This window comes from Pseudomonas sp. S11P7, from assembly GCF_023195435.1.
In the GTDB taxonomy this organism is placed as follows: Bacteria; Pseudomonadota; Gammaproteobacteria; order Pseudomonadales; family Pseudomonadaceae; genus Aquipseudomonas; species Aquipseudomonas fluorescens_G.
This window is the reverse complement of the sequence record NZ_JALPKS020000002.1, coordinates 571734-585706: the sequence shown is the minus strand read 5'-3', so window position 1 is coordinate 585706 and position 13973 is coordinate 571734. Positions and strand designations below refer to the sequence as shown.

The 13973-nt window shown below is 60.4% G+C and carries 8 protein-coding genes and 3 pseudogenes; 6 read left to right on the top strand and 5 right to left on the bottom strand.

Annotated elements, in window-relative coordinates:
* From M0746_RS02765 to M0746_RS02755, 3 genes and pseudogenes are all read right to left on the bottom strand, one after another.
* A complete protein-coding gene (locus tag M0746_RS02765; RefSeq protein WP_208939915.1) occupies positions 1–639 on the bottom strand; it encodes a LysE family translocator in 639 nt (212 codons plus the stop codon).
* A 23-nt stretch (positions 640–662) separates the two neighbouring features.
* The gene (locus tag M0746_RS02760) at positions 663–1097 is read right to left on the bottom strand and encodes an NUDIX hydrolase (protein WP_258448134.1); all 435 of its coding nucleotides are present in this window, start codon (positions 1095–1097) and stop codon (positions 663–665) included.
* A 65-nt stretch (positions 1098–1162) separates the two neighbouring features.
* Positions 1163–2520: pseudogene (locus M0746_RS02755) on the bottom strand (HD domain-containing phosphohydrolase).
* Between the two features lie 290 nt (positions 2521–2810).
* On the opposite strand from M0746_RS02755, the gene M0746_RS02750 reads away from it, so the two are divergent.
* Genes M0746_RS02750 through M0746_RS02735 form a run of 4 tightly spaced genes read left to right on the top strand, consistent with a single transcriptional unit; the run spans position 2811 to position 8858 of the window.
* A complete protein-coding gene (locus tag M0746_RS02750) occupies positions 2811–4682 on the top strand; it encodes a putative bifunctional diguanylate cyclase/phosphodiesterase (protein ID WP_258448133.1) in 1872 nt (623 codons plus the stop codon).
* Positions 4670–5647 (top strand): cytochrome-c peroxidase, encoded by a 978-nt coding sequence (locus M0746_RS02745; protein WP_258448132.1) that lies wholly within the window; start codon positions 4670–4672, stop codon positions 5645–5647. Before M0746_RS02750 ends, M0746_RS02745 begins: the two co-directional genes overlap by 13 nt.
* The gene (locus M0746_RS02740) at positions 5644–7458 is read left to right on the top strand and encodes a DAHL domain-containing protein (RefSeq protein WP_258448131.1); all 1815 of its coding nucleotides are present in this window, start codon (positions 5644–5646) and stop codon (positions 7456–7458) included. Before M0746_RS02745 ends, M0746_RS02740 begins: the two co-directional genes overlap by 4 nt.
* Positions 7455–8858 carry an ATP-binding protein gene (locus tag M0746_RS02735; RefSeq protein ID WP_258448130.1) on the top strand — a complete coding sequence of 468 codons (1404 nt, stop codon included), beginning with the start codon at positions 7455–7457 and terminating at the stop codon, positions 8856–8858. Before M0746_RS02740 ends, M0746_RS02735 begins: the two co-directional genes overlap by 4 nt.
* 6 nt (positions 8859–8864) lie before the next feature.
* On the opposite strand, the gene M0746_RS02730 is transcribed toward M0746_RS02735, so the two are convergent.
* Together M0746_RS02730 and M0746_RS02725 are read right to left on the bottom strand one after the other, a co-directional pair.
* The gene (locus M0746_RS02730; protein WP_258448129.1) at positions 8865–10190 is read right to left on the bottom strand and encodes an APC family permease; all 1326 of its coding nucleotides are present in this window, start codon (positions 10188–10190) and stop codon (positions 8865–8867) included.
* Between the two features lie 218 nt (positions 10191–10408).
* A pseudogene (locus M0746_RS02725) lies at positions 10409–11223 on the bottom strand (carbon-nitrogen hydrolase family protein).
* 124 nt (positions 11224–11347) lie between these two features.
* Here M0746_RS02725 and M0746_RS02720 point away from each other — a divergent pair.
* Together M0746_RS02720 and M0746_RS02715 are read left to right on the top strand one after the other, a co-directional pair.
* A complete protein-coding gene (locus M0746_RS02720) occupies positions 11348–12148 on the top strand; it encodes a LuxR C-terminal-related transcriptional regulator (protein ID WP_208939906.1) in 801 nt (266 codons plus the stop codon).
* 158 nt (positions 12149–12306) lie between these two features.
* Positions 12307–13925 (top strand): annotated as a pseudogene (locus M0746_RS02715) (FMN-binding glutamate synthase family protein).
* Positions 13926–13973: the final 48 nt, after the last annotated feature.

Below are 13973 nucleotides of genomic sequence, written 5' to 3'. Positions count from 1 at the left end.
TCAGGCCGTCCTGCGCTGCTCGAGCATCAGGCGCACGGCCAGACCGCCGAGCACGAACCCCATCACATAACGTTGCAGCGACAGCCACGTCGGATTGCGTACGAACCACGCAGCAATGCCCGCCGCAAACAACGCGATCAGCAGATTGACGCTGAAACTGACGCTGATCTGGGTCAGGCCCAGGACGATGCTTTGCGCGAACACCGAGCCGTGTTCAGGGCTGATGAATTGCGGAAACACCGACAGGTAGAACACCGCAATTTTCGGGTTCAGCGCACTGGTCAGAAAACCCATGGTGATCAGTTTGCGCGACGAGTCTGCCGGCAGTTGCTGCGCCTCGAACGGCGAACGTGCGCCGGGCTTCACCGCCTGCCAGGCCAGCCACAGCAGGTACAGGGCACCGGCCCACTTCAACACTTCGTAAGCCATTGGCACGGCAAGAAACACTGCCGTCAAACCCGCCGCTGCCGCAAACATATGCACGAAAAATCCACCGACCACGCCCAGCAACGACGTCACACCGGCGCGGCGCCCCTGACAGATCGACCGCGAAATCAGATAAATCATGTTCGGCCCCGGCGTCAGCACCATGAGCAAGGCAGCGGCGGCAAAAATCAGCAAGTCGTGGAGCGGGATCATGGCAGTGTCCCTTGCGTGGATGATCAGGCGAATGTGTTCAGCGAGGCTCGATAAAACGGCAGGATCCGGTCGCGTGTCAATGGCGCCAGTTCGACCGCTGGATCAGTGGCCGGATCGATCCAGATGACTTCCTCGATTTCCGCCGCCGGGCAAACGTGCGCTTCGATGGTCAGCTGGAAAATCCCGGCGTATACGACAAATCCCGGCTCGTTGGCAGCGGGTGCGGAAAACTCGCCAAGCAATTGCGCTTGCGCAGGATTGATGTGCAGCCCGAGTTCTTCTTCCAGCTCACGCGCCAGGGCATGCACCGGTTCCTCACCGGCTTCAATCTTGCCGCCCGGTTGCATGAACGCCGTGGTGTTGCGCTTGCGCACCAGCAAGGTCTGGCCTTGTGGGTTGAGCAGCAGTGCAGCAGCAATACGCAGGGTGCGGGGCGAAGCGTCAGAAGTCAGCGGCATGAGGCGGAAAATCCCTGGGGCAAAAAACCAAGGATCCCATGCCCGACCCTCCGCCGTCATGCACCTCAGCCCTGCACCTGGAGTGCGGCCGCTGGCTCCTCGGGTTCTCTGACGAAGACCCGGTACTTGCCCCCTCCATCGCTTCGAAGGCAATCAGCTTCTCGATCAACGGGCCGCTCAGCACTTTGCCGGTGTTGAGCAGGAGCATGCCGTTATCGGCATTGAGGTTACGCGCCAGAATCATCCCGGCGCTCAGTTCGCGGGTGCTCAACACTTTGACCTGCGGGTCGATCAGGGCGACATCATTGAGCAATGTCACACAGACCTCGATGAACGCCTCGACCAGCTCCGGATCGTACAGGCGGCCACTGTATTGACGCAGATATAGCAGCGCTTCGTCGTTGTTCATCTGCCGCTCGAGAATCAAGCCGCGCTGCAGTTCGACGAAGTCCACCGCCAGTTTCAGCAACCGCGAGCCGAACGGAATCGCCTCACCCTTGAGCCGGTCGGGAAAACCACTGCCGTCCCAATGCTCCTGATGATGCAGGATCAGCCGGGCGGCATCTTTCATCGGATCGAGGGCCATCAGCAGTGATTCGCTCTGCTTCGGATAGCCGCGATAACGCTCGCGCTCGGCGGAATGCAGCAGATCCGACGGCGTGACCATCATCGAGTCCGGCCAGCTCAGTTTGCCGATGTTGTAAAGCGCCGCGGCCATGGTCAGGTCACGGCTGGACGCTTCGTCGAGGCCATGGACCTTGCAGTAGCCGCGCACCAGTTCGATGATCTGCCGGTTGGTCTGTTTGGCGGGCGGCAGACGCAGGTTCGCCAGCAGTGAAAACACCTCGGTGCCGGTGACATAGCTGCGTTTGAGTTCTTCGTACGCCAGATCAAGCATGTCGGCAGTCTGCTGCAACTCGGCGGTGCGCGCCGCGACGTGTTTTTCCAGCGAAGTATTGAGCTGTTTGAGCTGGGCGTTCTGCGCCCGGGCCAGACGCTCCAGGCGTTGCCGCTCGCGCTCCGAATGTTGATGCTCCAGCGCCTGGCGCAGGATCAACAGCAATTCTTCATCATTCCACGGTTTGCTGATGTAACGGTGGATCTGCCCGTCATTGATCGCCTTGATGATAGCGCTCGGGTCGGCGTAACCGGTGAGCATGATGCGCAGGGTGCCCGGATGGCGCTCGCGCACCTGCGCCAGCAACGTCGCGCCGTCCATGCCGGGCATGCGCGCATCGCTCATCACCAGGTCCACCGGTTGCTGGGCCAGCAGCTCCAGCGCCTGGGCACCGCTGGTGGCCAGCAGAACATCATAGGGCTGACCGCGTAACAAGCGGCGCAGGCTGTTGAGAATGGATTCTTCGTCGTCGACCAGCAGCACCTTCGGTCGCGGGTTCGGCGTGGGCGTGGTTGGCTCTTCCATGGCAAGGCCTCAAGCAAAACAGTGGACATGAACGATGCGCAGCACACCCCCGGTGTCGCGGCGCCTGCTTCAAGGCTAGATTATTTTTTACACTTTCACGCAAAACTTCTCCCTGCGTTCGCAGGCAAAGTCGTGGGGCGCCAACTACGCTCAAACGGGTAAACGACTGCGGTCGTCGAACAGATCCAGGACGAGGGCAAGGATGTTCCCGATGACAACGGCGTATGTATCGCGAGCAGCCCGAACGCTCAGGGCCCGGGGTCACCTGCCCGGCGCCGGGGGCAAAGGGAATGAAGACCCCCTTCGCGCAAAGCAACCGACGCATTCTGATCATCGACGACACACCGGCGATCCACGATGACTTTCGCAAAATCCTCGCGCCACGCGCCCAGGACGAAGTCGAGTTGCAGCAACTGGAGCAAACGCTGTTCGGCGACGCGCAAGCGCCGCATCTGACCTTTCAGCTCGATTCGGCCTATCAGGGCCAGGACGCTCTCGCGCTGGTCAAGCGCGCGCTGGCCGCGGGCAATCCGTATGCGCTGGCCTTCATTGACATGCGCATGCCGCCCGGCTGGGATGGCCTGGAAACCATTGAACAACTATGGCGGGCAGATCCCAACCTGCAGATCGCCTTGTGCACGGCCTATAGCGATTACAGCTGGGAAGCCATGGCCGAGCGGCTGGAATTCGGCGATCAATTGCTGATCCTGAAAAAGCCCTTCGACAGCCTTGAAATCCGCCAGATGGCCAACGCCCTGACGTGGAAATGGCAGCTCGCTCAGGATGCGGCATTGAAGATGCTCAGCCTTGAACACACGATCGAGGCGCGGGTTCAGGAACTGCTCAAGGTGTCGCACCTGTTGCAATACGACTCGCTCACCGGACTGCCCAACAGCACTTTGCTTGGCGATCGTCTGACCCAGGCGCTGGCGCATTGCCGACGGCACGACAAGCAACTGGTGGTGATGTTTCTCGGCCTCGACCGCTTCAAGCGCATCAACAATGCGCTGGGGCATCCGGCCGGCGACGAAATGCTCAAACGCACCGGCCAGCAATTGTCGTCCTGCGTACGTGATTCAGACTCGGTGTTTCGCTACGGCGCCGATGAGTTCGTGGTGCTGCTCGGCGACATCAATCATCCGCAACAAACCCATGGCATCGCCGAGAAACTGCTCGCGGCCATTCGCCAGCCGCAGACGATTGCCGGCCACGAGATCAGCGTGACCGCCAGCCTGGGCATGAGCCTGTATCCCGCCGACGGGCTGGAGGCCATCGAACTGATCAAGAAAGCTGAAACGGCGATGCACAACGTCAAGGAACAGAGTCCTGGCACCAGCGCTTTTTTCATTGAAGCGATGAACCAGCGCGCCCGCGAGCAGCACAGTATCGAATCGGGCCTGCGTCGCGCCCTGCAGCAGCACGAATTTGTCCTCCATTACCAGCCGAAAATCGATTTGCGCAGCGCCGCGGTGGTCGGTGCCGAGGCCTTGGTGCGCTGGCAGAAGCCGGGACAAGCGCTGATCTATCCGGGCGACTTCATTGCCGTGGCCGAGGACAGCGGACTGATCGTGCCATTGACTCAATGGGTACTCGCCGAAGCCTGCCGTCAGGCGCGCGAGTGGCAATTGGCGGGGCTGCCGCCGATCAGCTTGTCGGTGAATATTTCGCCGATTGATTTTCGTCAGCCTGACTTCGTTGCGAGCATCGAGCGGGTGCTTGAGCAATCCGGACTGGCCGCGCAAGTCCTCGAACTGGAGATCACCGAAGGTGTATTGATGCAAAACGTCGAGGCAACGATGACCGCGCTCAATCGCTTGAAAGCGCTGGGCACGCGGCTGGCCATCGATGACTTCGGCACCGGCTATTCGAGCCTGAGTTACCTGCGCCGGTTTCCCATCGATGTGCTGAAAATCGATCAGTCGTTCATCCGCAGCCTGAACAGCGACAGCAATGATGCCGCCCTCGTCGACGCGATCATCAGCCTGGGCAGAAGTCTGGGGCTCAAGGTCATTGCCGAAGGCATCGAGACCGCCGGGCAACTGGCGTTTCTCAAGGATCACCATTGCGAAGAAGGCCAGGGTTATTACTTCAGTCAGGCGCTGCCGGCAGCGGCGTTCGCCCAATGGCTCGCTCAGGGAAAAAACGCACCATGGCGCCACTGAGCCGTCTCCCGAAAAGCCTCCGGCCCTGGATCGGCGCATTGCTGCTATGTGCATTCGCTGGCGGCGCCAGGGCCGAGCCGCTGGACGAACCGCTCAAGCCGCTGCCTGACGCCATCGCGCAGAACCCGCAGCGCGTTGCCCTTGGGCGCCAGTTGTTTCATGACCCCGGTTTATCGCGCAATAACAGCCTGTCCTGCGCCAGTTGCCATCAACTGGACAAGAACGGTGCCGACAATCGCGCGCTGTCGTTGGGGTTCGACGGCAAGCCGGTGGCGGTCAATACACCCACGGTGTTCAACGCCAGCCTCAACTTTCGGCAGTTCTGGGACGGCCGCGTCGAGACGCTCGAAGAGCAGACTGACGTGGTCATCACCAGCCCGCATGAAATGGGCAGTGACTGGGCCACCGTTGTGAAACGTATCGACGAGGACGCTGATTATCGTCGCAAGTTTGCCGCGATCTACCCGGACGGCGTCACCAAACCCAATATCCAGCGAGCGCTGGCAGCCTTCGTACGCACCTTGTTGACCCCCGGTTCGCGCTTCGACCAGTACCTGCTGGGTGACACCGCCGCCATCAGCTACGAAGAAAAACAAGGCTATCAGCGCTTCAAGGAATACGGCTGCATTGCCTGCCATCAGGGGGTCAACATCGGCGGCAACATGTTCCAGAAATTCGGTGTGTTCGGCGACTACATTGCCGATCGCGGCCACGCAACCGAGGCCGATCAGGGGCGTTTCAATGTCACCGGTGACGAGGCTGACCGTTCAGTGTTCAAAGTGCCCAGCCTGCGCAACGTCGCGCTCACGGCGCCGTACTTTCACGACGGCTCGGCAGCGACCCTCGAACAGGCGGTAGACATCATGTTTCAGTACCAACTGGGGCGCATGCCGAGCGCCGAAGACAAAAGCCTGATCGTGCTGTTTCTCAAGACCCTGAGCGGCCGATGGGAGGGCAAGCCATGATGAATGTTTCGCGGCGCCGCAGCCTGCTGATGCTGACGCTGATCGCCTCGGTACTGGCCTCGGTCCTGCTGTTTCTGTACATCAAATCCAGCTCCGACCAGACCGTGATGTATACCGAATCGCGGGATCTGATCCGGCAGATCAAACAGCAGGATTCGCTGTGGGAAAACGAGATTCTCAAGGCCAGGGTGGCGATTTCCCACAATTACGACCCACTGGTCTCACCGCTCAATGCCATCAACCAGCTCTGGGAACGCTTCGACGCAATCGAGTCCGGTTTCGGACGCAACCATGGAGCGCAATGGAATCAGGCGCACGGTGATTTTCTGCAGTCTTTCAAAGAAAAAACCCGCCTGGTCGAGCAGTTCAAATCGCACAACGCCTTATTGCGCAACTCGCTGGCGTTCCTGCCGACCGCCGAGGACGATATTCAGCAGCAACTGGCCAACCTGCCCGACTTCGACAAACTGCAGTTGCAGAACATCACCACCGACACCTACGACCTGCTGCTCACCGCACTGGAATACGCCCAGGTCACCAGTGCCGAGCGCGCCGCAGAAATCGATCTGGGGCTGAACAAACTGGCGGTGAATGCGCAACGGTTGCCGCAGGAATTCCAGGCGCCGATCAGGATCCTCAGCAACCACATCGCCCTGATCGGGCGAGAACAACCGGTGGTCAATCAGTTGCTCGAAAGCATCGAAGCCATCCCCGTGGCCGAACGCCTGGACACCATCACCACCCTGCTCGACCGTGACCAGCAGCGGGCCGAGAAAATTGATCGGCAATACCATTTCTACATGCTGCTGTTCTCCGTGCTGCTGGTGTTGTCACTGGTCGTTCTGGCCATTCGCCTGATCGGCAGTTTTTCCGAAATCAACCGGGTCAATGCGGCGCTGCAAACCGCTAACGATGTGCTCGAGCACCGGGTCGAGGAACGCACCCGCGAACTGAAAAACGCCCAGAGCGAACTGCTCGACGCCGCACGTCAGGCCGGCATGGCGGAAATCGCCACCAACGTTTTGCACAACGTCGGTAACGTGCTCAACAGCGTCAACATTTCTGCCGACCTGATCGCGCGCAAGTTACGCAACAGCAAGACTCAGGGCCTGGGCAAAGCCATGCAACTGATCAACGAGCACCCCGACGATCTCGGCGTATTCCTGCAAGAAGATGCCAAAGGCAAATTACTCCCCGGCTACCTCAACCAACTGGTCGGCGCCATCGCTCAGGAACAGCAGGAAATGACCGACGAGTTGACGCAAATGAGCAAAAGCGTCGACCACATCAAGGACATCGTCGCCACCCAGCAATCCTATGCCGGCGCCAGCAGCATGACTGAGCCGCTGTTTATCGATGAACTGCTCGAAGACGCCTTGCGCATGAATGCCGGCGCCCTGACCCGCCATCACGTCACGGTGGTCAGGGATTACGGCGACGTGCCGCAGGTGATGGGCGACAAACACCGGCTGCTGCTGATCCTGGTCAACCTGATCAGTAACGCCAAGTACGCAATGTCGGACCTGAGTAATCGTCCGCGCACCATGACCCTGGCAGTGAAGACCGTCGATGACAGCTTTTTGCAGATCAGCGTCAAGGACGACGGCGAAGGCATCGCTGCGGAAAACATGACGCGGATCTTTGCCCACGGCTTCACCACCCGCAAGGAAGGCCACGGCTTTGGCCTGCACAGCTGCGCCCTCGCCGCTATCGAGATGAACGGCCATCTCAGCGCCCACAGCGACGGCCCGGGCAAAGGCGCGCTGTTTACCTTGCAGATACCGCTGATCACCGTAACGGAGCACGCATGAGCGAACTGTCGAACCGGCGCATTCTGTTGATCGACGATATGCCGTCGATCCATGAAGATTTTCGCAAGATTCTCACCCCCGCGGCGGCGCAGTCAGCGGAGCTGGACGAGATGGAAGCCGCGCTGTTCGGTGCGCAGACCCGGCCCCAGCGACCACTGCTGGAGCTGGATTCGGCCTACGGTGGCGAGGAAGGCCTGGGCAAGCTGATCCAGGCCCTGCAGGAACAGCGCCCGTACGCACTGGCCTTCGTCGATATGCGCATGCCTGACGGCTGGGACGGGGCGAAAACCATCGAACACCTCTGGCAACACGACCCGCAGTTGCAAGTCGTGGTGTGCACGGCCTATTCGGATTATTCCTGGGACGAACTGCTCGACCGCCTGCAGGCGCACGACCGATTGCTGATTCTGAAAAAGCCCTTCGACAATATCGAAGTACAACAGATGGCCAATACCCTGCTGACCAAATGGCAGATGACCGAAAAGGCTTCATTGCAGATGCATCATCTGGAACATCTGGTCGATCAGCGCACCCTGCAGTTCAAGCAGGCCAGCGAAGCCCTGCAACGGGAAATCGACGAACGCAAGCAACTCGAAGGGCAACTGGTGCAGTCGGAAAAACTCGCCTCGTTAGGCCAATTGGCAGCGGGCGTTGCCCACGAGATCAACAACCCGATCGGTTTCATTTCCTCCAATCTCGGCTCCCTCGACGGCTACTTCAAACAGTTGCTGGCGCTGCTCGACGCGTACCAGAGTTGTGCGCCAAACCTCGACAGCGAATCGGCCGCCAGGCTGCAACGTCTGCGTGAAGAGGCTGAGCTGGATTTTCTCCTCGAAGACATTCCGCTGCTGATTCGCGAGTCCAAGGAAGGCATCGGCCGGGTCGGCCAGATCGTCAAAGACCTGAAAGACTTTTCCCGCGTCGACAACATTCAGCAATGGCAGTGGGCCAATCTGCAGCAAGGTATCGAGTCGACCCTGAACATCGTCGCCAGCGAACTCAAATACAAGGCTGACGTGATCAAGGAGTACCAGCCGCTACCGGACATCGAATGCCTGCCGTCGCAGATCAATCAGGTGATCATGAACCTGGTGGTCAACGCCGCCCAGGCCATGGGGCCGGAGCGCGGCACCATCACCTTGCGCACCGGCCTGCAGCAAGACATGGCCTGGATCGAGGTCGCCGACACCGGGTCGGGCATCGCGCCGGATACGCTGCAGAAAATCTTCGACCCGTTCTTTACCACCAAACCGGTTGGCCAAGGCACCGGCCTTGGCCTGTCGCTGTCTTACGGCATCGTCAAAAAACATGGCGGCGACATTCAGGTGCGCAGCGAACCGGGCGTGGGCACGACGTTCCGTGTCGAGCTGCCCATGCGCCAGAACCGCCCCGCCGCTTGAGGCCAGTCAGCCCGCTTCCTGAAAATCCAGCTCCGGCGGCTGGCGACGAAAACCACCAGTGAGCACGGCCAGGTACACCACGCCGATCGCCAGCCAGCTCAGGCCCAGGTAGACCGCGAGGTGGTCGAGGCTGACCATCAGCCAGACATCGGCGACCAGCCCGATAAACGGGAACAGCAGGAACAGCACGAATTCACGCGCCCCCTTTTTCTCACCACCGATCCAGTAGTGAAAGATCACCGACAGATTGACCAGGCTGAACGCCAGAAACGCGCCGAAGTTGATGAACGAGGTCGAAGTGGTCACGTCGAGTTTCAGCGCCAGCAACGCCACCGCGGCGCACAGCAGAATGCTGTTGACCGGTGTGCCGAAGCGCGCGTGCAGCGTGCCGAAGAAGGATTTCGGCAGCACCCCGTCGCGGCCCATGGCAAACAGCAGGCGCGAGCCGCTGGCTTGCGCCGCCAGCCCCGACGCGAACTGGCCGACGATCAGACCGATGAGGAAGATCGACACGAACAGGTCGCCACCGATGTTGCGCGCAATCTCGTAAGCCGCCGAGTCGACGCTGTCGAACTGGAACGACGGATGCGCCCTCTGCACGAAGTACGAGACGCCGACAAAAATCAGCCCGCCAATCAAGGTAATCAACATGATCGCTCGCGGGATCGTGCGGCGCGGGTCACGGGTTTCTTCGGTCAGGGTGCTGACCGCATCGAAACCGAGGAACGAATAACAGGCGATCGCCGCACCGCTCATGATCAACGGCATCTGCAGATCGCCATTGAAGAACGGCTCGATCGACCACAACGGCGTATTTGCATCGCCGCCGATGTAGTGCACACACAGTGCGACGAAAGCGATCAGCACCAGGAACTGCACCAGCATCAGCAGAGCGTTGATGCCGTTGGCCAGTTTCAGGCCGACGATGTTGATCGCACTGGTGATGCCGATAAACGCCAGCACCCAGAGCCATTGCGGGATCGACGGGAAGGCCGAGGCCAGATACGCCGCGCCGATCAACCAGATCGCCATCGGCAGGAACAGGTAATCGAGCAACACCGCCCAGCCGGCAATGAAGCCGAGCTTGGGGCTGATCGCCTTGCGCACATAGCTGTAGGCGGAACCGGCGACCGGGAATGCAGCGGCCATGCGCCCGTAACTCATCGCGGTGAAGAACATTGCCACGAGCGCGGCCAGATAGGCCGCCGGAACCAGTCCTGCGGTGGTCTGGGCGAGGATGCCGAAGGTGCCGAGAACGATGATCGGGGTCATATAGGCGATGCCGAACAGCACCACCGCCCCCAGTGAAAGGGTGCGTTGCAAACGAGCCATGGGCGACTTACTCCGAATTATTGGTTTTATGGCAGAGCCGGGTTCGGCGAAAATTTCGGGTGTGTTTTTTATTGTGGTGTTACGTGGGTTTGTGTTGATGATCGTTCCCACGCTCTGCGTGGGAATGCCTCAATGGACGCTCCGCGTCCGCTCTTGGGACGCCGAGCGTCCCGGGCTGCATTCCCACGCAGAGCGTGGGAACGATCGGGAGTAACGGGTCAAGGGATCAACAGTTCGCGCAGGCCAGAAGCCTGCTCCACTACCTCCCCGGCAACTTCAAACGCTGATCATCCAGATAGCGGTAATCCCTGCGCGCCACCTGCAACTGCGCAAAATCCAGCTCAACACTGAACTGCCCTTCGTCACGTCCTGCCTCGAACAGCAACGTCCCCAAGGGATCGACCAAAGCGCTGCCGCCGGCAAACACCAGACCGTCATCCCCGGCCTCGACACGATTGACCATCAGCGCAAACGCCTGATTCTCCTGGGCGCGGGCCATGATCGCGGTGCGGTGGGTCGGGCCGTACGGGTCCATGTTGCCGTTGGTCACGATCAACAGGTCGGCGCCCAGTTGCGCCAGGGCTCGGGCCGACTCCGGGAATTCGATGTCGTAGCAGATCAGCAGACCGACGCGCACGCCGTTCCACACACACGTTGCGTAACGGTCGCCGGGCGCGAATACGCCGCGATCCGAGGCCCACAGGTGGGTCTTGCGGTATTTCAGGGCGATGCCTTCGGGGGTGAGCAACAGCGTGGTGTTGTAGAAGCGGCCGTTGTCGTTCTCGGCCATGCCAATCACCACGGCGATATTGCGCTCGCGCACCGCCGCCAGCACGGCGCTGATGCTCGGGCCGTCGACAGGTTCGGCGATCTGCGCCACGGTCTCGCTGTTCGGGAAGCCCATCAGGTGGGTTTCCGGAAACACCAGCAATTGCGTGTCAGCCGCGCAGGCTGCGATGGCTGCCAAGGCACGTTGCAGGTTGTACGCCGTGTCATTGTCACGGCCCGCCAGTTGGGCGAGTTCGACTTTCATGAGTGTTCCTTGTTATCGCACCGGGCGCTGAAGGATTGCCCGGCCTCTGTCTGTGGGCCAGTATGCGCAGCAAGCAACCGGCCAGGGAATTACGCGACCGGGGTAACCCGATAGGGGTAGATCGATGACACTTTCGTTGAATGACATCACCTGGCACCGCGCCGTCGGGCAACTGATCGATGCGCTCGACAAGCCGAATTTCTGGGCGCAGCTGGTGCGTCTGCTCGAGCAGTACGTACCGTTCGATAGCTGGGTGGCGTTGCTGTTCAGTGCTGATCAGCGCCCGCAAGTCTTCGCCGAAAGCCCCGGCGAAGATGGCAGCCCGGATCCGCTGTTTCAGGATTATCTGCGCGGCCTGTACCTGCTCGATCCGTTCTACATCGCCTGCCGCGAGCAAGCGCGCACTGGCCTGTATCGCTTGTCTGAAGTGGCGCCGGAACATTTCGAACTGACCGAGTATTACCAGCGATACTTTCGTCTGAATGTGGTCGCCGATGAAATCCAGTTCAATTGCCAGCTAGAAGGCGAGCGCACCTTGTGCCTGTCGCTGGGCAGTGAAAAACCTTTCACTGGCGAACAGATTGCCTTGCTGTCTTTGATTCAGCCATGGGTGTTGGGTCTGTTGCGCCAGCGCCTGCCGTACGAGATCAACGAAACCGTAGCGCTGGCAACCGCGCCGGCCCAAGCCGACTGGCGCGTGCAACTGGAAGCCTCGGTACAGCAACTCAAAGGCGCGCAACTGACCGCCCGCGAACTGGATGTCGGGCGCTTGATGCTCAGCGGTTGCTCCAGTAAAGAAATCGCCCGTAAGCTGGAAATCTCCGTGGAAACCGTGAAAGTCCATAAGAAACACATGTACAGCAAGCTCGGGATCAAGTCGCAGTCCGAGCTGTTTTCGATTTTTCTGCAAGCACAGAACGCCTGAGTGCCAGATGATTGTTTTTTGTAGGCCTTCGCCTGCTCGCGATTGCGTCGGGTCAGCCAAATCATAGGTAGCGGGTATACCGCTATCGCGAGCAGGCGAAGGCCTACATTGAGAATGTGTGTAACCCGCTGATTTGAGTCCGAACCCAAGGAAACCGTATGAGCCTGTCCCTGCTGAGCCGCTACGCCTTCTTTGCCGTCTGCGTGGTGTTCACCCTCGCCAGCCTGCCCTTTCTCGAACATGACTGGCTGTGGCCGATCACCGCCGTCACCGGCGTGTTGAGCCTGATCGGTCTGTTCGACCTGCTGCAGAGCCCGCACGCGGTGCGGCGCAATTATCCGATTCTGGGCAACATCCGTTATCTGGTCGAAGGCATCCGCCCGGAGATCCGCCAATACCTGCTCGAATCCGACAGCGATGCCCTGCCCTTCTCCCGTGCCCAGCGTTCGCTGGTGTATTCGCGGGCAAAAAACGAAACCGCCGACAAACCGTTCGGCACGCTGATCGATGTATATCAATCGGGCTTTGAATTCATCGGCCACTCGATGCGTCCGGCGCCGCTGAGCGACCCGAGCGGTTTTCGCGTTACCGTCGGTGGCCCACAGTGCAGCCAGCCGTACTCGGCCTCGGTGTTCAATATCTCGGCGATGAGCTTCGGCTCACTCAGCGCCAACGCGATTCGCGCGCTGAATCAGGGCGCGAAACTCGGCAACTTCGCCCATGACACCGGTGAAGGCAGCATCAGCCCGTATCACCGCGAACACGGCGGCGACCTGACCTGGGAGCTGGGCAGCGGTTACTTCGGCTGCCGCACCAGCGATGGCCGCTTCGATCCGGAGCGCTTCGCCGTGCAGGCGCAGAACCCGCAAGTGCGAATGATCGAAATCAAGATGAGCCAAGGCGCCAAACCTGGCCACGGCGGCATCCTGCCCAAGCACAAGGTCACTCGGGAAATCGCTGAGACCCGCGGCATCCTGATGGGCGAAGACTGTGTCTCGCCGTCTCGCCACAGCGCGTTTTCCACGCCGCTGGAAATGATGCATTTCATCCAGCAACTGCGTGAACTGTCCGGCGGCAAACCGGTGGGTTTCAAGTTCTGCCTCGGCCATCCATGGGAATTCATGGGCATCGCCAAAGCCATGCTCGAAACCGGCATTCTCCCGGACTTCATCGTCGTCGACGGCAAGGAAGGCGGCACCGGCGCCGCGCCCGTGGAGTTCACCGACCACATCGGCGTGCCGCTGCGTGAAGGCCTGCTGTTCGTCCACAACACGCTGGTCGGCCTGAACCTGCGCGACAAGATCAAACTCGGCGCCAGCGGCAAGATCGTCAGCGCCTTCGACATCGCCAGCGTGCTGGCCATCGGCGCCGACTGGGCCAACTCCGCGCGCGGTTTCATGTTCGCCATCGGCTGTATCCAGTCGCAAAGCTGCCACACCAACAAATGCCCGACCGGCGTCGCCACGCAGGACGCGTTGCGCCAACGCGCCCTGGTGGTGCCAGACAAGGCCCAGCGCGTGTTCAACTTCCACCGCAACACGCTCAAAGCGCTGGCGAAAATGCTCGCAGCGGCGGGTCTGGATCATCCGTCGCAACTCTCGGCCAAGCACCTGGTGCGACGCATGTCGGCGACCGAGATCAAGTTGTTCTCGCAGCTGCACGTGTTTTTGAAACCGGGGAATTGCTCACGGGCGAAGTGAATGGCGAGTTCTATTCGCGAATGTGGCAGATGGCGCGGGCGGACAGTTTTGAGCCGCAGGAAGTGGCGGCGGCGTAACCGCAAAGCGCCAATTTGGACGATCGATTGGCGCTGCGTATTCGTTTA

Coding starts and splice junctions, on each gene's coding strand:
- M0746_RS02760 (WP_258448134.1), bottom strand. CDS start 1,097: ATGCCGCTGACTTCTGACGCTTCGCCCCGCACCCTGCGTATTGCTGCT.
- M0746_RS02765 (WP_208939915.1), bottom strand. CDS start 639: ATGATCCCGCTCCACGACTTGCTGATTTTTGCCGCCGCTGCCTTGCTC.
- M0746_RS02745 (WP_258448132.1), top strand. CDS start 4,670: ATGGCGCCACTGAGCCGTCTCCCGAAAAGCCTCCGGCCCTGGATCGGC.
- M0746_RS02720 (WP_208939906.1), top strand. CDS start 11,348: ATGACACTTTCGTTGAATGACATCACCTGGCACCGCGCCGTCGGGCAA.
- M0746_RS02740 (WP_258448131.1), top strand. CDS start 5,644: ATGATGAATGTTTCGCGGCGCCGCAGCCTGCTGATGCTGACGCTGATC.
- M0746_RS02735 (WP_258448130.1), top strand. CDS start 7,455: ATGAGCGAACTGTCGAACCGGCGCATTCTGTTGATCGACGATATGCCG.
- M0746_RS02730 (WP_258448129.1), bottom strand. CDS start 10,190: ATGGCTCGTTTGCAACGCACCCTTTCACTGGGGGCGGTGGTGCTGTTC.
- M0746_RS02750 (WP_258448133.1), top strand. CDS start 2,811: ATGAAGACCCCCTTCGCGCAAAGCAACCGACGCATTCTGATCATCGAC.